Here is a 23494-nt window from a genome sequence, read left to right on the forward strand (position 1 = left end):
GACGCTGACTGTGGCCCCGCGACCGACGGGTCGCGGGGCCGATCGCTGCCCGGCTACTTCTTCGCGCGTCGCCCGCGCGTCGCGGCAGAAGGGCGCCAGCCGCGCAGGTCGTCATCGGTGAGACCGTGCTCGCCCTGGACGCTCTGCCGGTCGCTGCGGAAGAACGCGGCTGGGGAGGTGCCGAAAGTGGAGTCGAACTCGTCGTGCCACTGGTCCAGCCACGGCTGGAGTTCCAGGAGCCCAGCGAGGAAGGGCGTCAACTCCTCGGTGGTCAGGGCCTCGTGTGAGGCGATGTAGGCATCGAGGGCGTACGCCTGCTCCTGGTGGTTCCAGCCGGCCCACCCGTACAGGTCCGGCGTTGCGACGTTGCTCTGCTCGTACGAGATGAACCGCTCCTTGGGTACGTCAAGTTTGCCGCGCGCTCTCCAGTAGGAGGGCCGCAGGAAGTCGGCCGAGGTGTACTTGGGGGGCACGGGTATGAAGTCCCGTATTTTGCGCTTGGTCGGCTCGTCCGGCGCGGCATCCTCCTGCCGCTGGAGATCCCAGACGTGCTCCCAGTCTTCGCGCTTCTTGAGTCCGGAAGGCTTGTAGCGCAGGGCGGAGATGAACGGCACGTGCTCGTCGGTCATCAACTCGGCGACGACGGCCGGGAGTTCCTTGCGGGGTGCGTAGAGCTTGGCGACAGAGGCGAAATCGTCGTCGCGGGAGAGAGCGTCGGTGAGCCGGGAGAGGGAGACGAGCGTGGGCATGTCGTTCTCGTCGAACCAGTGCTTTCGGTCCTCGATCCGGTCGAGCAGCCAGGAGCGGAGTGCCTTTTCCTGAAGGGCGTCCCACCCCTCGGTGGCCCAACGTCGCTTGTACTCGGGCCGCTCGACCATCCCGATCGCCCGGCTCGACTCGATGGCGTCGATCCGCTTCTGCACGACCTCGCGATAGGCGGCGGGCCAGTGCGACGGGATCTCGGTGATGGGCGTGAACTTATGGTTGTGGTGCTCGAACCAGGAAGTATTGACCTCACCTCGTTCGACCTTCCGAGCGAGCACTATGGCGAAGGCGCGCTCTGCTGGCGCCACACCAGGGATGCACTCAGGCGGTGCCGTGATCTCCTCAGCGAGGAGGTTGTAAAGGGCGTAGACCTCCCAGTCCAGTTCCTCTTGTTGAGCAATCATGCGGCCTCGAATGGTTTCCCACTTGTCGCGGCCATCCCGAAGGGTTGTGGTGGTGGGTACGCCAGAGCTTGCAATCGCGGTAGGACTGGTGGCCCCAAGTTCCCGTGCAAGGGAGTCGAGCTCAGCGGCACGTGCTGTCGGGAATTCGCGAGGTAGCGGGAACTGCTCAAGCTTGGTTCCTGTGAACTCGAAGCGGTGCTCCCACGGTTCATCTGCTCCCGCGACATCGGCGCCAGGGCGTCCCTTGTCGTGGCTGACTTGGCGGAGCCAGAAGCCCGTTGTTGAGCTGTTGAGCAGTCCAAGCAGCCGCAGGTGCTCCTCCTCGCTTGCCCCTTCCCGCAACTTGATCACCGGCGCGGTGCGTATGAAGACACGCCTGTCGCGGTTCAGTGTGAAGTGGTTGTGAGTAGAGACGAAGGGAAAGGCGATCGAGAGGGTAGCCCTGTAGCGGTTCTTGAAGAACATGGAGTATTCGAACCATGAGAGCCCCCGGGCAATCTGATTTTTCCCGAATGCAATTCGACCCCGCAGACTTACTCGAAAGGGCCACAGTAGAGTCTCGACAATATCTGGAGCGTCGGCGGTCAGGTCATGCTCACGGTAGGGCCACAATGACATCGTGGGATTCTGGACGAGGTAATCTCGAACTTCCCCGCCTTCAACTAGAAACCGACAGTGAGTCGGTGGAATGCCATGTCTGCGCAGGGCACCGGCGCCGATCATGTACGCGCCATCTTCGCGAGTTACGGCTCCCGCGCCGATCTCGTCAACGGTTGTTCTTAGTGCCGTTTTAGAGTGGGAAGCCAACTGTTCCAGCATCTCAAGACCACCGTCGGCCAGAACCCACGGCTGCTTTCCGAAGAAGCGCCTGCGCTCAAGGTCATCGACGGAGACCCACTGGCTGACCGATCCAGGCTCATCAATCTGACTCTCGATAGCGCGCCAGACCAACCCGTTCTTAGCCTTCTTCGGTGCGGAAGGCTCGCCCTGCACACTCCGCACCGTACGCACAGTCGCAGAACGCCCGCTTCCTTCCCGGCGCTTACCCACGAGAATGACCGTCGGAGTCCCATGCCCTGGAATGTACGCGCCGGAGGTGTCGATGACCTCCGTCAGCTCCACCCGGTCACGGAAGTAGCTTTCGATCAGCTTGGTTCCGAACTCCCGCTTCATGAAGGAGTTCGCGGTGATCTGCCCGACCATGCCATAGCCGTGGCCGTCGGCGTCCCCACGTTTCGCGAGCTCGAAGAACCGCTGGGCAAAGGGCACTGAGAGGGCGTATGTACCGCCGCACGCGTCATACAGGTCCCGGTAGAGCGCGTTGAGCCTCTTGTCCTTCACTGTGATGTACGGCGGGTTGCCGACGACCACGTGGTACCGGCCCTGCTCCAGAATTCCCGGGTGGTCCTGAACATCCTCGGTGGAGTATTTGAACTCCGCCAGCGGGTCTCCGGAAGCGTCCCCCAACAGGTCCAGTTCCAACTGCCGTTCCTTGATCAGCGAGTCACCCACCGCCAGATGCACCGGCCACGTGTACCGGTCGGCCTCCGCCAGCGTCCGCAGTCCGCTGACCGCCATCGAGGCGACTAACAGGCGAAACCGCGCGATCGCCACCGCGAACGGGTTCACGTCCACCCCGTGAACCGAGTCGAGCGCGGCCCGAACCCGCTCGTGTACGTCGCGTCCCGGCTGGCCGTCCGCCCAACGCCGTACCAGACGCCGGAACGCGCCCAGCACGAAGTGGCCCGACCCGCAGGTCGGGTCGATCATCTTCAACTGCTCGTAGCCGAACTCGCGGATCGCGGGTTCCATCGCCCGGTCGAGGATGAACTCCTCCACGAACTCAGGGGTTTGAAGCAGCGCGTACGTCTTCCGTGCCGCCTCGCTCAGGTCCTGGTACAGATCGCCCAGGAAACGCGTGTCCCAGCCTTCCGTGCCGTCCTCGTTCAGCGGGTCGGTGAAGTCGTGGACGAGGACCCCGGCCTCGTCCCGTTCGCGCCAGAACTCGACCAGGTCGCGCGCCCCGTCGTGGGAGAGGGGGATCTGGAAGAGCGGGTTGTGGCGACGGTCGAAGAGCAGCCGGCCCGCCTGCCCCGCGCCCAACTCCTCGAAGGCGTGCTCCAGCCAGCCTCGGTACGTCGGGTCGTCGGAGGTCGCCACGTACTCCTCGTACCGTGCGAGCGCCAGGTCCCGGTGGTCGTCGTCCGGGCCCGTCAGATACGGCTCCGGTATCAGCCCGTTGTCCTCGCAGAAGCGGACGAAGACCGTGCCCAGCACCCACGCCACCGCTACCTGCGTGACCCGCTCATCGAGCCACGCGTTCCATGTCGCCGCCGTGCGGCCCAGCTTGCGTGCCTGGTCGTACTCGGCACGCAGCCGCTGCCCCGTGTCGCCGACGAGCTTCACCTGCTTGCCCAGGTCGGCTTCGGCGGCCTTGACCTGCTTCTTCAGGTCCTCCAACAGCGCCTTGCGGTCGATCATTCGGCGACGGCCCCCTCGGTTGCTCGCTCGTCGTTCTGCCGCTCGGGGCCACCGCGGTGCGCGTTGGTGACCCAGAGATCGTTGAGTTGGATCCATTCGCCGAAGCCCGCCTGGTACGCCACTGCGACCTGGCCCAGCTTCGGCTCCCGCGACGGGTCGCTCTGCGGGACCAGCAGCCACAGCCCGCGGCCGCCCTGCCGCGCCGCCTCGGCACATCTGTCGAGGACGCCCATCGCGTTGTACCGGGCGAAGGCCGTGGCCTCCGTCAGCAGCACCGGACCCGAGCGCGGGTCGCCGTCCAGCAGCTCCCGTATGCGGGGTTCGACAGCCACCCAGGCGGTCCGTGTGTACTCCGCGAACTTCATGGCCCCCCGGGATCCGGGTTTCGCCACGTCCGCCTTGAGCAGTGTTTCCCAGGTGGGTTTGGTCCCCTCGGGGACCAGCCCGCGCAGGGCCTCCAGGAACATCTCGGTCACGGAGACCGCTTCGGCGCCGCCCCGCCTGTCCGTCGCCTTGCCCAGCGCCTTCGTGGCGCGCCTCGAGAGGTCGTTGCGTACGGTCAGGACGCGGTAGCCGTCCCGCCGTGAGGAGGCGGCGAGCTGTTCCTCGGCGCGTGCCTCTGCCGCCTGTTCGGCGTCGTCGTGGTAGCGCGTCGCCGTCCTGGCGACGCTGGACGGGGGCCAGGTGCCGGAGGTGAGGTAGCTGGAAGCGGTGTCCATCCGCGCCGGAAGGTAGCGCAGCGTCCCGGTGCCCTCGCGGGTGGCGAGGGTGAGGTCGAATCCCGCGTCCTTCAGTGCCTTCGTCAGACGGCCGCCCGTCGGCAGCTCGTGGGCGACCGTGCCCGGGCCCGTCCGTAAGACCAGTTCGGGGAAGCGTGCCCGTACGCGCTCGTGCACCTCCTGACCGGTCAGTCCCGGCTGCCGCTCCTCCGCCATCCCGGGGATGAGGCGCACCAGGCCGGCCTGCGTGAGCCGCAGGGCGCGGACGGGGTCCAGGTCGCGCGGGTAGATCTCCAGACGCGGCGTCGCCGCGGCGTTCACCGAGGCCGCGGCGGCCAGTTCGACCAGGCGCCGCTCGTCCCAGTCCAGCGTGCCCGGCGGCGGATTGAGCGCCCCCAGTTCGGCGAGGACCGTCGTCGCGGTCGGCAGCGTGTCCAGCTTCGCGAGGCGGTCGGCGGTGTGGCCGAGGCGGGCCGCGTAGTGGAGGAGACCGGGCGCGGTGGGGGTGTCCGGCGGGTCGCCGTCCGTGCCCGCGTTCTCGTCGGCCTCCCGGACGTGCAGGGCGAGCAGACCCGCCCCGAGCGACTCCTCGGTGGCCTTGCGGTTCGGCTGGTGCTGGAACCGGGCGTTCTCCGGGTCGAGTTGCTCCACCTCCACCACTGCCCGTACGGCGGCGAGCGCCAGGGCCCGTCGCTGTTCCCGTTCCGGGAGCTGTGTGCCACGCCGCACCGCGAGGGCGTCGGCGATCTCGGCCGCGGAGGCGACGCGGCCGAGGTCCAGCAGCAGGTCTACGATCTCGTCGCGCAGCGCCCGCACGGCCGGGTGCTTCTTCCAGCGCTTGCGCTCTTCCCTCAGCATCTGGGGGATGCGGCCGGCCGAGAGGCCCAGCGCGTCGGCCACGTCCTTCTGCTTGGGCCAGACGCCGATGTCCGGGAGCACTCCGCGCTCGTTCGGGAGCCGCAGCAGCAGCCGGACCATCTCGACCTTGTTGTGGTTGGAGCGGTTGTTGTTCAGCTCCGGGACCAGAACGGTGGTGAGCGCGTCGAGGCTGAACGAACGCAGCGCGGAGTCGGAGAGTCCCTCGGCCTTGCCGCTTGCCGCGTGGGTGCCGAGTGCGGCCGCGTCGGCTGCGGTCAGCTGTGCGAGCTCTTCCCTGGCCTCGGCTCGGCCCTTCGGCGTCAGCGGCGAGACGGGTGCCTCGCGCAGCGCCTCGCCCCACTGTCGCTGGCGCCGCTGAAGTTCCCGCAGGGTCTTGGCGCCCAGGCCTGGAGCGTTGAGGAGCTTACGGCGGCTGTAGTCGAGGAGTTCCCCGACCGTGGTGAGGCCGAGGCCGTAGAGGAAGGACTCGGCGGCCGGGCTGAGCCCCGCGGCCGACAAGTGGGTCTCCCGGCCCACCTGCTTGGCGAGCCGGTCGCGGTGCTGCTCCGCGGTGAGCGGCTCGGCGTCCGCGATGGCGGGCCCGCCTGTCGGCGAGTCCGCCGGTTGATCGGTGTGGTTGGAGCGGTGGCTGGAGGTGACGGTCTGCGAGGCGTCGAGGAAGATCTTCTTCCAGGCGTCCCGCATGGGCTTGAGGTCGGGGTAGCGCCGGGCGGCGTTCCGGTGGAGTGCCTTCTTGAAGAAGGCGACCAGCCCGTCCCGGACGGCGGGCTCGAAGGCGTCGGCGGCGATGGTCGGGTACGGGAATTCCTCGGCGTCCGTCTGCCGGGGAAGTACGGAGCCGTCGCCCCACTTGGGCAGCTCGCCCGAGGCCATCTGGTGCAGGGTCACGGCGACGGCGTACCGCTCGGCGTGGGAGTCGTAGGCGGTGCGCGTGACGGTGCCGATGAACGGGTCGAGGTAGCCCTCCGTGCCGGCCTCGTGGTTCTTCGCCGGATAGCCGGCGAGGGAGAAGTCGATGAGGACGAGTTCGCGGGTGCGGTTGGGGCGGATGCGTATGGCGATGTTGTCGGGCTTGATGTCCCGGTGCCAGACGCTCTCCCCTTCCAGGAAGTCCACGGCGCCGAACAAGTAGTCGCCGTACGCCTCCAGTTGGTCGATCTTGAGGCGGCCCCCCTCGCGGAGCTGGCGGGCGACCGTCTCCTGGCGGTGCCGGACGCGTTTGCCGCCGGACTCGGCGCCGTCGCCGTCCTCCTCCCGCTCGTCGCCGACGTACTCCAGTGCGAGGACGGTGCGGCCGGCGATGCGCAGCGGCCGCGGCTCGACGAGGCGGATGACGCGGGAGTCCGCGCGCAGCCGGCCCATCACCTCCGCTTCACGTTCGAGGACCTCGCCGCGGCTGTCGGACAGCGCCACCTTGAGGACGGCCAGAGGCCGCGTCCCACGTGCCTCGGCCTCCAGGTCGCGTACGAGGAATGCGCGGCTGGTCGACCCGGTGCCCAGGCGGCGGCGGACCTCCCAGCGCCCCGCGAGGCGGTCCCCGGCGACGGCTTCGAGCGGGTCCTTCTCCGGCTCCTCGGGTATCGGTCCGTTGGAGGCGGTGGCCGGAGCGGTGAGCCGCTCCTCGACGGATTCCAGGATCTCGAGGAACTCGTCGACGGTGGACAGGCGCTGGGCCGGGCGATAGGCGGTGGCCATCTGGACCAGGTCGTCCACGTCCTCGGACAGGCCGTCCACGAGGGAGCTGGGGCGCAGCCCCTTCTCGGCCTCCAGCCTGGCGAGTAACTCGGCCTGGCTCGCGGCGGGCGGCCTGCCCGTCACGAGGAGATAGGTGAGGACGCCGAGCCCGTAGACGTCCAGGTAGACCGGGTCGGCGTTGAGCGCTCTCAACTCCGGTGCTAGATAGGCGTCGGAGCCCTCGGCCAGGTGCCTCGTGGACAGCTCGGTCGGTGCGTGCCGCATAGAGCCCGGTCCCGAGCCGTCCGTACCCGTGCGCTGCGTAGCTATCTGCCAGTCGGATATCTGCAGCTTCGGGTTCAGCCAGGCCGTTTCCTCGCCGACGGCCGTGCGCCGCCGACCGCGGCTGCGGGGGACGACGTGGACCGAGCGGGCGGCCAAGGCCCGGTGGTGAATGCGGCTGGAGTGCGCGGAGCGCATCGTCTCGGCGAGCTGCCGCACGAGCGCCAAGCGGCCCAGGATGTCCAACTTCGGCCCGTACTGCAGCAGATACTCGTCCAGGCGCAGAGTCTGCGGGTCGTAGTCGAAGATCAGGGCGGGGCCCGCCGAGTGCCCTGACGGGTGGTACTGCTTGTAGCGCACGACTCCCGGGTGCTGAAAGCGCTGCAGGACCGCGGCCTCGCGACGGGCGGCGTCTTCCACGGACTGCCGGATGGTGGCGTCGGAGCCGCGCTCGCGAAGGTAGATCCGGACGCGGGCGGTCTCCGGCAACTCGTCGTGCTTGGCCAGGTAGTCGGCCCAGGTCGGCCCGGAGTCGAACGCCTTGCGCTCCAGTTCGTACGGGCCGACCTTGTACTCGGCGTCGCTGCGGCGGATGCCGACCCGATCCAGCGCGGTTTTGATCTCTCGTGAGTCGCCGGGCGAGATACGCCGTCGCTCGTCGTGCGGCGGCTGCTTCAGCATCGTGACGAGTTCGGGAACGGTGTACACGCCGTTCCGCTCATGGGCGGGAAGCCGGATGCGGAGCGAACCCTCGGTGAAGCAGACGGCCTCGCCGACCCACACGCGTTTGCCTCGCTGGCCCAGCAGGCCGGCCAGCTCCTTCGCCTTCTTGTTGACCAGATGCAGCGGGTTGCGGAAGGGACGGCGACGGCCGCTCGGAGTGGTCTGCACCCAGGTGCCGTTCTCGCTGGTCAGGGAACCGTGCCAGTTCTTCAGCTCGACCATGCACACGCCGCCTGGAGCGACGACGAGCAGGTCGACCTCCCGGACGTGACCCGTGTTCGCGGTGAAGGTGAAATTCGACCAGGCCCGCCACGGATCGGCGTCGGGTAACTGCTCCCGGATGGCCTCCAGACCGCGACGCTCGTGCTCGAACTCCGACTCGGTGACCGTGGTCCACCGGCCTTCCCGCATGCGCTGTCCCCGCCTCGTGACTCGGTGGTGCGTTCTCCCCTGTCCGGCCGTCCTGTGGGGGGTGAGGCGGCCGACCGCTCGGATGAAAATCCTAACTGTGCATTCTCACAGGTAAGTTGAGGTGGCGTCAGGTCGCATGCCGGGCCGGAGACGTACGCGTCGACCCCTGCCGCCCCGAAACGGGCTCTGTCGCCGCCGCCAGGTACCCTCAGGATCGTCAACGCGGGTCCGACGGGCTTCCGCTCCACACCCGGTGGAGTCTCGAAGGACACGCCCCCACCCGCACGAGTCACTTCGTGCTGCCTGGGGGAAGCTCTTTGCTGTTCCGCGCGTCCGCAAGAACGGTCGCCGTCATGGCGCTCGACGGTTCGCTCCAGCTTCACCTCACCGAGCAGTTCGTCCACATGCACGGCTATCGGCCCGGCGCCTCGGAGATGCGTTCCTGGGAACGGAGCATCCCGGCGCTGACCGCCGCGCTCAACGATGCGGGTCTGGGCGACGTGGAGATCCTGCTCGAGTACGCGCTCCCGCTGAACAGCAAACGTGCCGACGCCGTACTCGCCGGAACGCACCCGGTGACGGGAGAGCCGTCGTACGTCGTGGTGGAGCTGAAGCAATGGAGCCAGGCCGAACCTGACGAGGACGACCCTGCTCTGTGCCGTATCGACGCCTACGCCCACGCCGTCCTCAATCCCATCGATCAGGTGCGCCGTTACTGCGACTACATCGTCAACTTCAATGGCGCGGTGTCCGAGCACCCTGACAGAGTCAATGGAGTGGCCTTCCTCCACAACGCCACCGAGTTCGGCGTCGCAGGTCTGCGTGCGTCGGAACACGACGACTACGGCCAGCTGTTCACCGGTGAGCAGCGCGGTGCCTTCATCGACCACCTCCGCGCCAGGCTGAGCGACAAGCACCCGGGCGCAGGCTCGGCCGACGAACTTCTCTCCGCGAAGACCGCGCCCTCGAAACAGCTGATGGCGGTGGCGGCCCAAGAGGTACGGGAGCGGGAGCAGTTCGACCTGCTCGACGAACAGCAGGTCGCGTACCGGCTGGTGCTCAACGCTGTGCGCAAGGCGAAACGGTCCGACCACAAGGAAGTCGTGGTGGTCACCGGCGGGCCCGGCACCGGCAAGAGCGTCATCGCTCTCTCACTGCTGGGTGAGCTGTACCGGCAGGGTGTTCCCGCCCTGCACGCGACAGGTTCACAGTCCTTCACCAAGACGATGCGGAAGGTCGCGGGCACCCGGAAGCGTGAGGTGCAGGAGTTGTTCAAGTACTTCAACAGCTTCATGACCACAGAGAGAAACTCTCTCGACGTCCTGATCTGCGACGAGGCCCACCGTATTCGGCAAACCTCCGCCAACCGCTTCACCCCTGCCGATCGCCGCACCGGCAAGCGGCAGATCGACGAACTCATCGACGTCGCCCGTGTCCCTGTCTTCCTCCTCGACGAACACCAGGTCGTGCGTCCTGGCGAGATGGGCACGGTGGATGAGATCAAGGCCGCTGCAGCTGCCAAGGGCTTGGGGTGCCATGTCGTTCCGTTGGAGGGCCAGTTCCGCTGTGGTGGCAGCGACGCCTATCTGCGCTGGGTGGTACGGCTTCTCGGACTGGTATCCGGCGACCCGGTGGTGTGGGAGCCCGACGATCGCATGCAGCTGCTGGTCGCCGACAGCCCACAGGAGATGGAGGCGTTCCTCGAGGCTCGACGCGCGCGGAACTACAGTGCCCGCATGTCCGCCGGCTACTGCTGGCCCTGGTCGCGGGAGCCCAAGCCGGGGGATCCGCTGCAGCCCGACGTCGTCGTCGGCGAGTGGGCCCGGCCCTGGAATCTGCGTGGTGAACGATCCCTTGCCGGTGCGCCTCCGGCGGCGTTGTGGGCCACCGACCCCGCAGGTTTCGGGCAGGTCGGCTGCGTCTACACCGCCCAGGGCTTCGAGTACGACTGGTCCGGAGTCATCATCGGGCCGGACCTGGTGTGGCGCAGCGACCGGTGGGTCACGGACCGCACGGCGTCCAAGGACCCGGTCTTCAAGCGCTCCACTCCCGACGCCGATGTGGACCGTCTCATCCGCAACACTTACAAGGTGTTGCTCACCCGAGGCATGATCGGCACCGTCGTGTATTCGACGGACCCGGAGACGCGTCAGAAGCTGCGGGATCTGGTGGGCAGCCGTGTGGACCGGGACCACGCCATGGCCTGACGGAGCGGTGGGCAAACCGACATCACTGGCATCGCCATTCAGCCGCGATGCCAGCAGCTCCGCCGAGAACCCTCTGCCGTTTCTCTGCAAGCGGCCCTTTGCCTATGATCTCCGGACCGATCGCGGCCCGACGGGCTTCCACCTGAGGACATGCCCCCACCCGCACGAGTCACTCGTGTCCTGGGGGAATCACTTCGTGTCCATGCTCCTGCTGAAGTTGGCAGCGCAGGATCTGCTCACTCTGAACTCAAGAAGGCACATGGTGCCGCATCTCGCCGACAGATGGCGGCACTTCCGAGGCTCGGACGCCTCATTGACGGAGCGTTCCGCCTGGGCGGAGAGTCTGGTCAGCCTTGCCGGTGATCTGGTCGACGCCGGTCGCGGCAATGTGGAGATGATCGTCGAATGCGCCGCCACGCTCGATGAAGCCGAACGCCCGGGTGATCCGCGGCTCATCGATGTCGTGCTCGTGGGGCGTCACCCGCAGGAGGGCCGACGTCTGTCCGTGCAACTCGTCGAGCTGAAGCGCTGGTCCCTGGTGACCAGGGTGGAGCAGGCCACTGCGGATCTGGTGCACGTACCGGGCATGGAGGAGGCGAAGAAGCACCCCGCCCTTCAATTGCGCCGGTACTACGACGCGTTCACAGGCGACAGAGGGCCTCTGAACGGGCTGAGTTTCGAATGCGGCGGATTCGCCTACCTGCACAACGCCACGGATGAGTCCGTGCGCCCCTTGAACGACATCGACGCGCCCACCGGTCCTTACGCCCGGGTGTACACCAAGGACGGGCGGGAAGAGCTGATGTCCGATCTCCGGGAGAGCTTCGACGAGGAAGGTGGCGCCTCCGAGGCCGAGATCTTGTTGAGTCGCATGGGTCTGCGCAACACACCGCTGCTCGACGCCATGATTTGTTCTCGCGGCGAGGACACAGTCTTCACGCTGCGCGGTCGGCAGAAAGCCGTGGCCGACCAGATCATGGGAACCGCCTCGCAAGTTCTCCCGAACCCCCGGCACCCTGCTCTCATACCGGACGAACGGCGGGTGATCTTTCTGGTCACTGGTGGCGCCGGCACCGGCAAGAGCGCCGTCGGCCTGCAACTCAAGGCGGAGCTGGAGGCACAGGGACGGACCGTGAAGTATGCCAGCGGCAGCAGGGCCTTCAATGGCGCGATCCAGGAACACGTCGGTTACGGTGACCGCGAGTTCAGGGAGACGTTCACCTACTTCAGCCACTTCGTGACTCCGCCTGATCCTCCCCTGGACGTGCTCATCTGCGACGAGGCACACCGCTTGCGGGACCGTTCGACGAACCGCTTCTGGAAGCCCGAACAACAGGGCACACGGCCTCAGGTGGACGAGCTCCTCGATGCCTCCCGTCTGGCTGTCTTCTTCCTGGACGAGGGGCAGTCCGTACGGCCCAACGAGGTCGGAACCGTGGACCTGATCGAGGACGCAGCGAGGCGGCACGGTGCTCAGCTGAAGCGGTACGAGCTCCGGGAGCAGTTCCGCTGCGGCGGCAGCGATGCATACATCCGCTGGGTGCGCGCCCTGCTCGGGGTGACGGACGAGGCACCGCAGGAGTGGACGCAGGACGGACTCATGCACGTCGAGGTGGCAGACACCCCCGGGGAGTTGGAATTGATCATTCGTGCCGAAGCCCTCGCGGGGGCTTCGGCGCGCATGGTCGCTGGTTACTGCTGGCCCTGGACGAAGCCGCTCGGCAAGGAGAAAAGGCTGGAGACCGACGTTCGCATCGGCGACTGGCACCGGGCCTGGAACGCGGACAGTGACACCTTCTGTGAGAACGACGCACCACCGTCGAAGATCTGGTCCGTGCACAAGAACGGCCTGGACCAGATCGGCTGTGTGTACACCGCACAAGGCCTCGAATGGGATTGGTGTGGTGTGATCATGGGTGATGACATGGTGCGCCGTGATGGCCGATGGGTCTTCCGCCGGGGCAAGCATTGCGCAGGCCCGGAAAAGGGTGTCAAGCGCGTCGCCGTACCCGGTTCGTTCGACCCGAAAGTGAAGCCCGGCAGCGTCGACGACGAAGAGTTCGCCCGGCTGGTCCGTCACGCCTACCACGTGCTGATGACCCGGGCGAGCCGTGCGACGGTGCTCTATTCAACGGATGAGGAGACACGGGCCTACCTGAAACAAATGGTAGGCGCGGTCGAGATCCAAGGACTGCGTCCCACCTGGGACAACCTTCCGCAGGAAGCACGCAGACCCCACCTGCCCCGCCCCCGGAGGGGGCGCGGCCGTAACCGGAGGACGTCGGCTTCACAGCGACCGGATCTGAAGCTGTTCTGATCGAAGCCTCGTGGAAGCAGATGGTGGCGGGCTCTCCGGACCCGCCACACGCCTGTGTCAGAGGACCAGGTGCGCTGCCGCAGTAAGGGCCGCCACAACGAGATTGGCGGTGACACCCACGGCGACGTCGACCAGCATCTCGCGAAGCCGATCACGACGTGCAGGCTTGTACTCAACGGGATTCATGCGGAACCACTCCTTGGCGTGAGCTGGGAATGGCAGGGGGCCCTACCGGGCACCGCACTCACACCGCGTGGAGCACGCGATGGAAACCACTCGTCAGCCTCGGCCGAGGACGGGCACCTGAACACCGCCGACGTACCCTCCGGGAAGGTGCGCAGCACCAACAACCGTAGTACACAAGGCAGTTGACTGTGATCCAATTCCGCCCATCGTCGGCCGACAGTGTTCTCCGGCCGAAGGCGGCCACTGTGTCGACGAGTCTTTGGCTGCGGCTGGGTGGCGAACTGGAGGACGTCGTATTCGCACCCACCCCTCGCAGCCGCGTGCGCCCTCGACTCCGAGGGGCCGGCTGCGGTCGAGCAACGTCCGGGACGCGAATCCGCTCCGCGACGGCGGCGATCGCGCGGACGGTTCCCCCGCAGTCCTGTTCGGCCTCGCCCGTGCACCGGTACGCTGCGGCCCCGATTGCGGTCTGTCGCGGAGGCGTGCGGATGGGGGAGCCGGCATTTGGAATCCTGGGGCCACTCACGGTGCGGGCCGGCGGCGCCCCGCTCGCCGTCGGCGGACCGAAGCCGAGGGCGGTGCTCGCCACCCTGCTGCTGCAGCCGAACGGTTTCGTCTCGGTCGACCTGCTGACGGAGGTGCTGTGGCCCGGGGGCGCGCCTCCGTCCGCCGTCGCCAACGTACGCACCTACGTGCGGTCGCTGCGACGGGCCCTGGCCGCAGCGGGGACAGCCACGCAGCTGCGGACGGAGTCCTCCGGCTACGCGCTCCTGCTCGCTCCCGGCGAGATCGACGCGCTGCTCTTCGAGGAACGGCTGGAGGACGCCCGCGCGGAGCGCGACCGCGGCGATGACGCCGCGGCGCTGCGCGGCTACGAGTCGGCGCTCCGCCTCTGGCGCGGCAGCGTGCTCCAGGACCTGCCGTCCAGCGTGGTGTGGGATCCGGCGGTCACCCGGCTCGAAGGACTGAGATCCGTCGCGGCCGACGAGTGCCTGGAGGTGCGGCTGCGGACGGGCGACCACGCGTCCCTGGTCGCCGACTTACGGTCCCGGCTGGCCGAGGATCCGCTGCGGGAGGACCTGTGGCGCATGGTCGTACAGGCCCTGCGCGACGCGGGCCGCATCGCTGAGGCCCGCTCCGCATACGCCGAGGCGGAGCGGATCATCGCCGCCGAGCTGGGCATCGAGCCGAGCGGACCGCTGCGCGCCATCGGGGAGGAGATCAACGGCTGGGCAGGCCGTCGGCGCACCACTGTCCCCGAACCGGTGTGCCAACTGCCTATGGACGTCCCGGACTTCACCGGCCGCGCCGAGGAGATCGAGGCGCTGGAAGGCCTGTTGTCGTCGGCGGGCAGGCAGCCGGTCGTCGCGATCGTGTCGGGCCCGCCCGGCTCCGGGAAGTCCACGCTGGCTGTCCATGTGGCGCACCGGGTGCGTGGTGCCTTCCCGGACGGTCAGCTCTTCGCCGACCTGGGCGGGACGAGCGATCAGCCGCGCGAACCGGCCGACGTGCTGGCGGAGATGCTGCGCGGCCTCGGCGTCATCGACAGCACCATCCCCGATGAACCGGGCGAGCGGGCCGCGCTGTTCCGCTCGCGCCTGGCCCAGCGGCGCGTCCTCATCGTCCTCGACGACGCCGCCGGCGCCCCGCAGGTCCGGCCGCTGCTTCCGGGCACCGGCGGCTCGGCGGTGCTGGTCGCCTCGCGCCGCCGGATGCCGGGGCTTCCGGCGTACAGCGCGCCCCTCGGCGTCATGAGACGCGACGAGGCCCGTGCGTTCCTCGGAGCGGTCGCCGGAGCGGACCGGTTGCGCGGCGAGGGGGCGGACGTGGACCGGGTGATCGACGGGTGCGGCTCACTGCCGCTGGCCGTGCGGATCGCAGGTGCCCGGCTCGCGAACCGTCCCGGCTGGACCGCCGCCACCCTCGCCGACTTCCTGCACGACGAGCGGGACCGGCTGGACCAGCTCCGCACCGGCGAGATGGAGGTGCGGGCGAGCGCCGAGCTGAGCTACCGGCATCTGCCCGACGCGGCGGCGAGGGTCTTCCGTGCCTTCGGTCAGCTCGGAGACATTGCCGTGGCCGGCTGGACCGTCGCGGTGGCCATGGAGGAAACCGGCAGTGCCGCCGTGGCGTTGGAGACGCTGCTCGACGAGCATCTGGTCGAGGTTGCGGGCACCGACCGTCTCGGGGTGCAGCGTTACGGCATGCACGACCTGCTGCGCTGCTATGCACGGGAGTTGGCCGGCAGAGACGGCAGGGAGGTGCGCGAGCGGCAGCAGGCGCGGGTGATCGACGCCCTGATCGGGCTCGCCCGCAGTGCGAACTCCGCGATGCCCACCCGCTTCCTGGGCGTGCTCGGCGAGCCGGCACCCCTGAGGGGCCCCGAGTCCTCTATGGCGGAGTTGGTGTGTGCCCGGCCGGTGGAGTGGTTCGAGAGCGAACGCCGCATCCTCGTCGCCGCGGTGGATTCCGCGATACGTCTCGGCCGGGTCTCGCGTGCCGCGGACCTGGCCGTGGAACTGGCGAGCTTCTTCGACATGCGCGGCTACTACGGGGACTGGCTGAGGACTCACCGGCTCACACTCGACGCCATGGAAGATCCGAGTTGTGTCCGGGCCGCGGCGCTGCTGCGCAACCTGGGCCAGCTCCACCTCTACCAGGACCGGTACGGCGATGCCCGCGCGTGCTTCGAGCGGTCCCGCGCGCTGTTCGCGGGTCTCGGGCATCTGCCGGGCGAGGCGGTCGCTGCTGCGGGAGCCGGGTCCGTGCACCGGGTCGTGGGCGACCTGGACGCCGCCCTCGAGGCGTTCACCGATGCGCTGCACGCCTTCGGAAAGGCAGGCGACCGGCACGGTGAAGCGGTCGCACACAACGCGATCGCCTCGGTGTGGCTGGAGCGGAAGGACCCGGGAGCCGCGGCCGGTTGGCTCTCCGGCGCGCTGGAGCTCTCCCGTGACGTCGGCGACCGGCACCGGGAGGCCCAGGTGCGCCGGCGGGTCGCCGAACTGCACGAGCTGCGTGGCGAACCGAGGGCGGCGCGGGCCGAACTGGAGCGCGCACGCGGCATCTTCGACGAGCTGTCCGACGCCCACTGTGCCGCCTACGTACAGCAGAGCATCGGGGAACTGTGCCTGCGGCAGGGCAACGCGAGGGAGGCGTCGGCGATGCTGAACGACGCGCTCGCCGTGCAGCAGCAGCTCGGTGACCGCCGGGCGGAGGCGCGGGTGGCGTGCCTGCTGGGCGAGTTGCACCACGCCACCGGACGGAAGCAGACCGCCCGGAGCTACTTCCACCGTTCCCTCTCGACGTGGCGCCGCCTGGAGGCCCGCGACCAGGCCGCGCTCGTGGACGCGAAGCTGCGGTCGCTGCGCTGAAGCGGGACGGGGCGCACCGGCGGGCGGACGCGGGTACGGCTGTTCCGCCGTACCCGGACCGCCTCACCGGGACCGCCGTCGCCGGATTCGGAGAGCCCTGTGGAATGGTGGACTCCCGTCTCGGCAGTGCTTGTTCAGCAGCGGTTCTTGCTCGTCTGGTAGCGCTTGAGGTAGTCGCTCCACCGCACGCCCTGGATGACGGAGACGACCGTCCGCCCGTCGTGTATCTGCTCGTAGTGCAGGTGCGGCGAGATGTTGTAGACCGCGGACGACTTGCCGACCCGGCCGATGCGCTGGCCCGCACGGACGTGGTCTCCGCGCTTGACGGCACGGGTCTTCAGGTGGGCGTACCGCGTGCGCCAGCCGTCCCCGTGACCGATGACGATCGTGTTGCCGTACCCGGTGCTCGTGGAGTAGTAGGAGGCGAGGACTTTGCCGCGGGCGCTGGAGAACACGCGCCGGCCGTAATCGTCCGTGCCGCCGGCGGCGTTGTAGTGGTTCCAGTCGATGGAGTGGGCGGGACTGTGGCCGCGCCAGTTGCTGCCGAGCCATCTCTGGCCGCATTCGAAGGGCATCTTGAAGGACGGCCGTCCGTTCAGCGCGGTCTGTGACGAGGACTTCTCCTGCGTCGCAGCGGCGATCGGAGCCGTGACCACGAGGGCTGCCACCGCGCTCCCGGCCGCCAGCCACCGGCGGTAATGCTTCTGCATGACGTTCTCCTTGTCGTCGGTTGACCGGGCGATTCAAGGAGCCGGGCATACAAACCGGATACATGCGGGCGGGTACGTGCGCGGGAGCGGCGGCGACGCTCCGTCCAGCGGGCCGGTCCGCGCGGGAATCCGCGGTCCGGCGGCCCCTGGTGGACCGAAGGTGACCCCAACCGGCCTGCGTCCGGGGCGTGTTCAGACGGCTTGGAACACACCAATTGCTACCGATCGGTAGCCGGATGTTTCCGATCCGGTCATGATGAGACGTGAGCATGCCACGGGCTCCTCGTCGATCCGGCGACGGGCCGTTCCCTGCCGGTTCTGCGACCCAGGAGTGAACCCCCCATGCATGGACGCACATTGACAACGCGGATAGCGGTCTCCGTCGCCGGTGCGGCGGTGGCGACGGTGACGGCGGCGGGTGCGACGTCTGCGAGCGCCGCTTCCGCCACGGCCGACTCGCAGGCCGCACGCACGACTTCGGCCGCGCCGGCTGAGCAGCAGGCCGACCGCGGCGGCAGCGGCACGCGCGCGGAGGTCGACTACGAGACCTGGAAGCGCGACGTGAGCGCAGTGACGGACGAAGCCCGCCCGTACCTCGAAGAACGCATCTCGCGAGGCGCGGGCGAGAAGATGGCGATCGTCCTCGACATCGACAACACCTCGCTGGAGACGCATTTCCACCCCATCTGGGAGCTGCCGACGCCTCCTGTCGAGCAGACGCTGGAGCTCGCCCGCTACGCGGACTCCCGCGGTGTGGACGTCTATTTCGTCACCGCCCGCCCGGGCATCATCCACTGGCTGACGAAGGACAACCTGGAGAAGACCGGATACCCGATCGACGGGCTCTACCTGCGTGATCTGCCGGACATCTTCGACGAGGTCAGCAAGTACAAGACCGCCAAGCGTGCCGAGATCGAGTCCAAGGGCTACAAGATCATCGCCAATATCGGCAACACCCCGACCGACATCGTGGGAGGTCACGCCGAGAAGACGTTCAAACTGCCCGACTACGACGGTGCGTTGAACTGATGCGTTGAACTGAGATGCCGCACCGGTGACGGAACGGGGAGGGCGCCGTGCCCGCCATGGGCGCCGGAGCCGCAGGTCGCATAGGGTCGGTGGATGGCGAAGTACTTCGACGTGCACCCCGACAACCCGCAACCCCGCACCATCGGCGCTGTGGCCGCCAGTCTGCGCGACGGCGCCCTCATCGCGTACCCGACGGATTCCTGTTTCGCGCTGGGATGCCAGTTGGGAAGCCGCGACGGCATCGACCGGATCAGGTCGATCCGGAACCTCGACGACCGTCACCACTTCACCCTCGTGTGCCAGAACTTCGCGCAGCTCGGCCAGTTCGTGCACGTCGACAACGACGTGTTCCGTGCGATCAAGGCGGCCACGCCCGGCAGCTACACCTTCATCCTCCCCGCGACCAAGGAGGTGCCGCGCCGGCTGCTGCACCCGAAGAAGAAGACCGTCGGGGTCCGCATCCCCGACCACGCGGTCACTCAGGCGCTGCTCGCCGAGGTCGGCGAGCCGGTGCTCTCCAGCACGCTGCTCCTGCCCGACGAGGAGGAGCCGATGACGCAGGGCTGGGAGATCAAGGAACGGCTCGATCACGTGGTGGACGCGGTGATCGACTCGGGCGACTGCGGCACGGAGCCGACCACCGTCATCGACTTCTCCGGCGGCGCTGCCGAGATCGTGCGCAGGGGCGCGGGCGACGTCTCACGCTTCGAGTAGCCGGCCGGTGACCGCTGTGGACCGGGGCTTCACAGCGCCCCGCGGAGAAGACGTCCCGGCCCGGCAGCGCCGATGTGCAGGGGCCCCGCGGCCCGGCGTCCGCGCCGCGGGGACAGGAGAAAGGTGTACCGGCGGCCGGGGCCGGGCAGACGAATCCCCGGAGTATGTTTGTCGTCCGACAAGGGTCAGAGCGGTGTGTCTCCGCAGCACGGTCCGGCGTCACGGCCCGCGCACCGGCGCGTTTCCAGGAGCGCAGGCGTGCCCGGGGCGCGTGACGGGAGTGCCGGTGCCGGATCTGATCTCTTTCGGAACTCGAAGGCGTGGGAATGAAGCTTTGAGGCTGCATCGCATCAGGGGTCGCATCAGGGGTCGCATCGCGGATCGGTCGACCCGGGTCGGAGTGCCGCTGTGAAGGGTGAGAACCGCTCTTTGTCCGCACAGTCACGGGAACGTGGGTCGCAGGACGCGGCCGCGGAGGCCCGTGAAGTGCTCGAACTGCTCGAGGTGCTGTGGGAGCGGGGGCGTGAGGCCGTCTCCCCGTCGCCCGTGTCCGCTTCGCAGCTGAAAGTGCTCTACTGCCTGGAGCGTGACGAGGGCATGAACCTGCGCACGCTCGGCCAGACCCTGGGCTCCGCGGCGTCCTCCGTCAGCCGGCTGTGCGACCGTCTCCAGGCGCTGGGCTTCCTCGAGCGCTCGCCCAGCCCGGTAAGCCGCAGGGAGCTCGAGCTGCACCTGACGCGTCAGGGGAGGGACTACCTGCGCGATCTGCGACACCGGCGAGAGGAGGCGCTGACGGCCACGGTCGCCGCCATGACGCCGAGGGCCCGTGCGGCTCTGACGGAAGGCCTCAGGGGATTCCGGAACGCCGCGGAAGGCGCCCACCCCGAACTGGGACTGAGCGGCGGCGGACAGGTGGAGAGCTCGGCCTGACCGCGGTCAGGCCGACGGGCCGCGCACCTTCCGCACCGTGGCGGTGGTGGTCAGTGCCCGTCCCCACCCTCGGCGGCCCCGCGTCCATGCCAGTCGACGCAGAGCACCAGCGCGTCGTCGTCGAGCGGTGCGACCCCCCGGTAGCCGGCGAGATCACGGAGGACGGCCTGGGGCACCTGCGCCGCGGGCAGCAGCCGATTGGCGTTCAGCGCGCGCGTGAGGGAGCTCTCGCCATAGTGTTCGCCGGTGCTCGAGACCGTGTTGTAGACGCCGTCGCTCGCGAAGAGGAGGCGGTCGCCCGGCCGTACGTCGAAGCGCTGGGCGACGTAGAGGGTGTCCTCGAACATCCCGAGGGGCAACTGGGCCTCGAAGTGGAGGGGTTCGACCTTGCCCTCCCTGACGCGCCAGGTGCGGGGTGAGCCCGCCTCCACGACTTCCACGCGCCCGGACAGCAGCTCGAAGCGGAGCAGCAGCATCGACACGTACGCCTGGCCGTCGTACCGGGCGTAGATGGCCTGGTCCGCGAGGCACGCCTGGTCGGCGAGGCCGAGGCCCGCACGGCGGGCGTTGCGCATCGCGTTGACGGCGAGGTTGGTGAGCAGGGCGGCTTCGATTCCCTCGCCCATGCCGTTGGTGATGGAGAGGGTGAGGTGGTCGGCGGAGGCGGACCAGTCGTAGTTGTCGCCGAAGATCGCGTACGCGGGTTCCAGATGAGCGCCGAGGGCGAACTCGGACCGCCGGCACGAGCGCCCCGGCAGCAGTTGCCACTGCATCTCGGCGGCGAGGGTGAGCCGCGAGGCCCTCCGGGCCAGCAGATACATGTCCGTGTCGCGCTCGGCGACCATGATCTCGTGGCCGAGCGCCATGCCGAGCTGTTCCAGCTGGCCCAGCAGCGGCTTGATGTCGATGTGTTCGGGAAACACCACCGACAGCACGCCGACGCGGTCGCCGCGGACGCTCACCGCGAGGTGTGCGGTCAACGTGTGGGCAGCCGGGTCGAGTTCGACCACCGGTTCCTGCGCGCCGAAGGCACGGCCCGGCGGGCTGTCATGGATGGGCACCGGCTCGGTGGTGAACGGCACGGGCTCCACGGCCTGAAGTGTCCGTACCCCGTAGTCCGCCATGCGCAGCCGCACGTCGAGCGCGTCGTAGTGCTGCCGCATCGCCTTGGTGACGACCTCGGGCAGCTCGTGGGGGGCGGCGGCGCGCAGAGCGCGTTCGACCACAGCGAATCTGTCCACTTGTCCTGCTTCTCGCCATGTCGGGCACGAGGGGCGGCTCGGCGCCGGTGAGCGCTTCGCGGTCGTGCGTGTCATGGCCAGAGTACGCGACACCAAACCTTCACTTGTATGTCGAAGATGTGAACGAGATCACAGGTGGAACCTTTGCGTCCGAACTCCGGCGTGCGGCCCGGGCGAACGCGGGGCGGTCCGCCCTCGGAGGTGGCGTGCGGTACTTGCACGACGACAACTTTCCGCCACGAGGGTGTGGTGCTCAGCCTCCATGGCAGGTAGAAAGATGCACAACGACAACAGTTGCCGTACGGAGGCTTTCATGAGCAGCAGAACCGTGCCGCGGTGCAGAGCGGCGAATGCGAAGGCCGAAAGCGGAACAGCTGGTGAGACCCGGCCCCCGCGGATCGACGACCCGCAGTCCGTCGCGCCTCAGGACGCGCGACGGCTGACGGCGGTCTTCTTCCGGCGGCTCCAGGAGCTCGAGGAAGGCACCGCCGACTACCAGTACGCGCGCAACACCCTCATCGAACTGAGCCTGCCCCTGGTCGGGTTCGTGGCCAAGCGGTTCCAGGACCGGGACGACCAGTACGAGGACATCCGCCAGGTCGGGACGATCGGGCTCATCAAGGCCATCGACCGCTTCGACCTGAGCCGGGAGGTCGAGTTCTCGACCTTCGCGATTCCCTACATCGCCGGTGAGATCAAGCGCTTCTTCCGTGACACCACCTGGGCGGTGCACGTTCCGCGACGGCTTCAGGAGCAGCGCATCGCCCTGGCGCGCGCCACCGACAGGCTGGAGGCCCGCCTGGGCCGTGCGCCGACGACGCAGGAACTGGCGGAGGCGATGGAGGTGTCCGCCGGCGAGGTCACCGAGGCCGTGATCGCCTCGAACGCGTACTCCACGCACTCCCTCAACCTCTCCAGCGAGGACGAGGGCGAGGCGAAGGAGGTCAACACGCTGCTGGGCCGCCTCGGCCGCTGGGACCCCGCCCTGGAGAAGGTCGAGAACCTCAACTCGCTCAAGCCGCTGCTGGCAGAGCTCGAGGAGCGGGACCGCCGCATCCTCGAGATGCACTTCGGCGAGGAGCTCACGCAACAGCAGATCGGGGACGTCCTCGGTCTTTCCCAGATGCACGTCTCGCGCCTGCTGCGCAGGTGCCTCGGCGAGCTGCGCGCCGGCCTCACTCAGGGCTGAGAGGCCGGCACGCCTGACCGCCGGGCCGGACGAGGCACGGCGCCGGCCGCCGCGGCCCGGAGCGGCGCCGTGTTTCGCGGAGAGGCCCCGGGGCCGACCGGATTCCTGCGGGGGGCCGGTCGGCCGGGGCGGGAGGGGAATCCGTCAGGCGAGCCGGGCGACGGTGTGCGTGACGTGTTCCGTGAACATGGACGGGCCCGGTCTGCGCCGACTTGAGGCCGAGCACGGCCGGCTGGTCCAGCTCGAAGCAGTCGTTACCGATTTCCACGCCGCAACCGGTGCCGGCGTGCCTGGGGGTGAGCGTGAAGGCCACACGATGGGGGTCCTGGCGGCTGAAGTCCAGCCCGAAGATGGTCAGTTCGTTGAATCGCTCGGCCACCTGGGCGGCGTAGCGTCGCTCGAACTCGGCGTGCGGATTGTGCTCCTCGGTGCCGGAGAACTCGGCGATCGTGGGCTCGTGGCCGGTGTGCTTCACCAGCTCCTGTACGAACTTCGCGTCGTCGAAGAGCACTCGGCTGCGCACGGCTTCGAGGCGCCCGTGCTGCCAGCCGTGCGGGTCGGCCACCACCACGCCGATGATGTGCCCCTCGGCGAACAGTGCGGCGCCGGACATGCCGGCCCAGGGCGACTCGCCGCCTTGCAGTGGAGCCGGCGGAGTGTGCGGGCTGTCGAGTACGTACCGGGCGTGGACCATCCGCGAGCCGGGCTTGAAGGTGCCCACGATCTGCTCGGTGTCGAGTTCTTCGCCGTCGCGCTGCATGCGCGGAAAACCGATGGCCTGGCAGGACTCCATCGTCTCCAGCCCCAGCGGCCTTCCCCGTCGCACCGGTGCCGTATCCAGCTCGTCGGCCCGCTCGCGGGGTAGCAAGCCCCCTTTCTTGGCGAACAGCAGAGCCGCGTCGCACTCACGGTCGTGCCGCGCCCACAGCACCCGGCACTCGATCTCGCCGACGCCGCCGAGCGCCGCGACCTTCACCTGGTACCGGTTGGTGACCAGGTGTCCGGCGGTGAGCACGAGGCGGGAGGTCAGCAGATAGCCGGAGCCCTGCCTGCTGCCCTGCACGACGGCGATCCGGAAGCGTTCCGGTCCTGTGGGCTGCATCGTCACCTTCCCCGTGTGGCCCGGCTGCGCGGACCGCGCGGGAGGCGGTCATTCGTCGCGCAGACGTCGAGCTCCGTCCCCGCCGGGAGTCCGGGGCCCGTTCGTCGTCGGTCGGGCCGTAGGTCAACGCGCGACGGCTCGTCAGGGGTTCCACCTG

Annotated in this window: 13 protein-coding genes; 7 read left to right on the forward strand and 6 right to left on the reverse strand. The window is 68.6% G+C overall.

All coding sequences use genetic code 11. The features are described 5' to 3' along the window. Positions 1–53: 53 nt before the first annotated feature. Together pglX and pglW are read right to left on the reverse strand one after the other, a co-directional pair. Positions 54–3650: a BREX-2 system adenine-specific DNA-methyltransferase PglX gene (pglX, locus tag H180DRAFT_RS21415; protein WP_055487739.1), complete on the reverse strand. Its 3597-nt coding sequence runs from the start codon at positions 3648–3650 to the stop codon at positions 54–56. Further along, entirely contained in the window at positions 3647–8338 is a 4692-nt protein-coding gene (pglW, locus tag H180DRAFT_RS21420) for a BREX system serine/threonine kinase PglW (RefSeq protein WP_055487740.1), read from the reverse strand. The genes pglX and pglW overlap by 4 nt, the downstream gene beginning before the upstream one ends. 317 nt (positions 8339–8655) lie before the next feature. Between pglW and H180DRAFT_RS21425 the strand changes: the two genes are divergently transcribed. Then, positions 8656–10545, forward strand: a complete 1890-nt coding sequence (locus H180DRAFT_RS21425) for a DUF2075 domain-containing protein (protein WP_055487741.1) — start codon at positions 8656–8658, stop codon at positions 10543–10545. Between the two features lie 202 nt (positions 10546–10747). Then, complete coding sequence (locus H180DRAFT_RS21430; RefSeq protein WP_079100304.1) at positions 10748–12862, forward strand: DUF2075 domain-containing protein; 2115 nt, start codon at positions 10748–10750, stop codon at positions 12860–12862. A 57-nt stretch (positions 12863–12919) separates the two neighbouring features. On the opposite strand, the gene H180DRAFT_RS30820 is transcribed toward H180DRAFT_RS21430, so the two are convergent. Next, on the reverse strand, positions 12920–13048 hold the full coding sequence (locus tag H180DRAFT_RS30820) for a DUF6408 family protein (protein WP_302622450.1): 129 nt from the start codon (positions 13046–13048) through the stop codon (positions 12920–12922). Between the two features lie 488 nt (positions 13049–13536). On the opposite strand from H180DRAFT_RS30820, the gene H180DRAFT_RS21435 reads away from it, so the two are divergent. Beyond that, positions 13537–16422, forward strand: a complete 2886-nt coding sequence (locus H180DRAFT_RS21435; protein WP_055487743.1) for an AfsR/SARP family transcriptional regulator — start codon at positions 13537–13539, stop codon at positions 16420–16422. Between the two features lie 134 nt (positions 16423–16556). Here the strand turns inward: H180DRAFT_RS21435 and H180DRAFT_RS21440 are convergent, their stop codons facing one another. Beyond that, a complete protein-coding gene (locus H180DRAFT_RS21440) occupies positions 16557–17132 on the reverse strand; it encodes a M23 family metallopeptidase (protein ID WP_055487744.1) in 576 nt (191 codons plus the stop codon). A 342-nt stretch (positions 17133–17474) separates the two neighbouring features. Here H180DRAFT_RS21440 and H180DRAFT_RS21445 point away from each other — a divergent pair, with 342 nt between their 5' ends. From H180DRAFT_RS21445 to H180DRAFT_RS21455, 3 genes are all read left to right on the forward strand, one after another. After that, positions 17475–18161 carry an HAD family acid phosphatase gene (locus tag H180DRAFT_RS21445; protein WP_055487745.1) on the forward strand — a complete coding sequence of 229 codons (687 nt, stop codon included), beginning with the start codon at positions 17475–17477 and terminating at the stop codon, positions 18159–18161. 93 nt (positions 18162–18254) lie between these two features. Beyond that, positions 18255–18875 (forward strand): L-threonylcarbamoyladenylate synthase, encoded by a 621-nt coding sequence (locus tag H180DRAFT_RS21450; protein WP_055487746.1) that lies wholly within the window; start codon positions 18255–18257, stop codon positions 18873–18875. Positions 18876–19304: 429 nt separating this feature from the next. After that, positions 19305–19805 (forward strand): MarR family winged helix-turn-helix transcriptional regulator, encoded by a 501-nt coding sequence (locus H180DRAFT_RS21455; protein ID WP_055487747.1) that lies wholly within the window; start codon positions 19305–19307, stop codon positions 19803–19805. A 50-nt stretch (positions 19806–19855) separates the two neighbouring features. Here the strand turns inward: H180DRAFT_RS21455 and H180DRAFT_RS21460 are convergent, their stop codons facing one another. Then, a complete protein-coding gene (locus H180DRAFT_RS21460; protein ID WP_055487748.1) occupies positions 19856–21046 on the reverse strand; it encodes a PP2C family protein-serine/threonine phosphatase in 1191 nt (396 codons plus the stop codon). Positions 21047–21359: 313 nt separating this feature from the next. Between H180DRAFT_RS21460 and H180DRAFT_RS21465 the strand changes: the two genes are divergently transcribed. Then, positions 21360–22235 (forward strand): SigB/SigF/SigG family RNA polymerase sigma factor, encoded by an 876-nt coding sequence (locus tag H180DRAFT_RS21465; RefSeq protein ID WP_055487749.1) that lies wholly within the window; start codon positions 21360–21362, stop codon positions 22233–22235. On the opposite strand, the gene H180DRAFT_RS21470 is transcribed toward H180DRAFT_RS21465, so the two are convergent. Then, positions 22222–23337 carry a trypsin-like peptidase domain-containing protein gene (locus H180DRAFT_RS21470; protein ID WP_055487750.1) on the reverse strand — a complete coding sequence of 372 codons (1116 nt, stop codon included), beginning with the start codon at positions 23335–23337 and terminating at the stop codon, positions 22222–22224. The two genes, H180DRAFT_RS21465 and H180DRAFT_RS21470, sit on opposite strands and share 14 nt — an antisense overlap. Positions 23338–23494 lie beyond the last annotated feature (157 nt).

It is taken from the genome of Streptomyces sp. WMMB 322 (assembly GCF_900090145.1).
Taxonomy (GTDB): domain Bacteria; phylum Actinomycetota; class Actinomycetes; order Streptomycetales; family Streptomycetaceae; genus Streptomyces.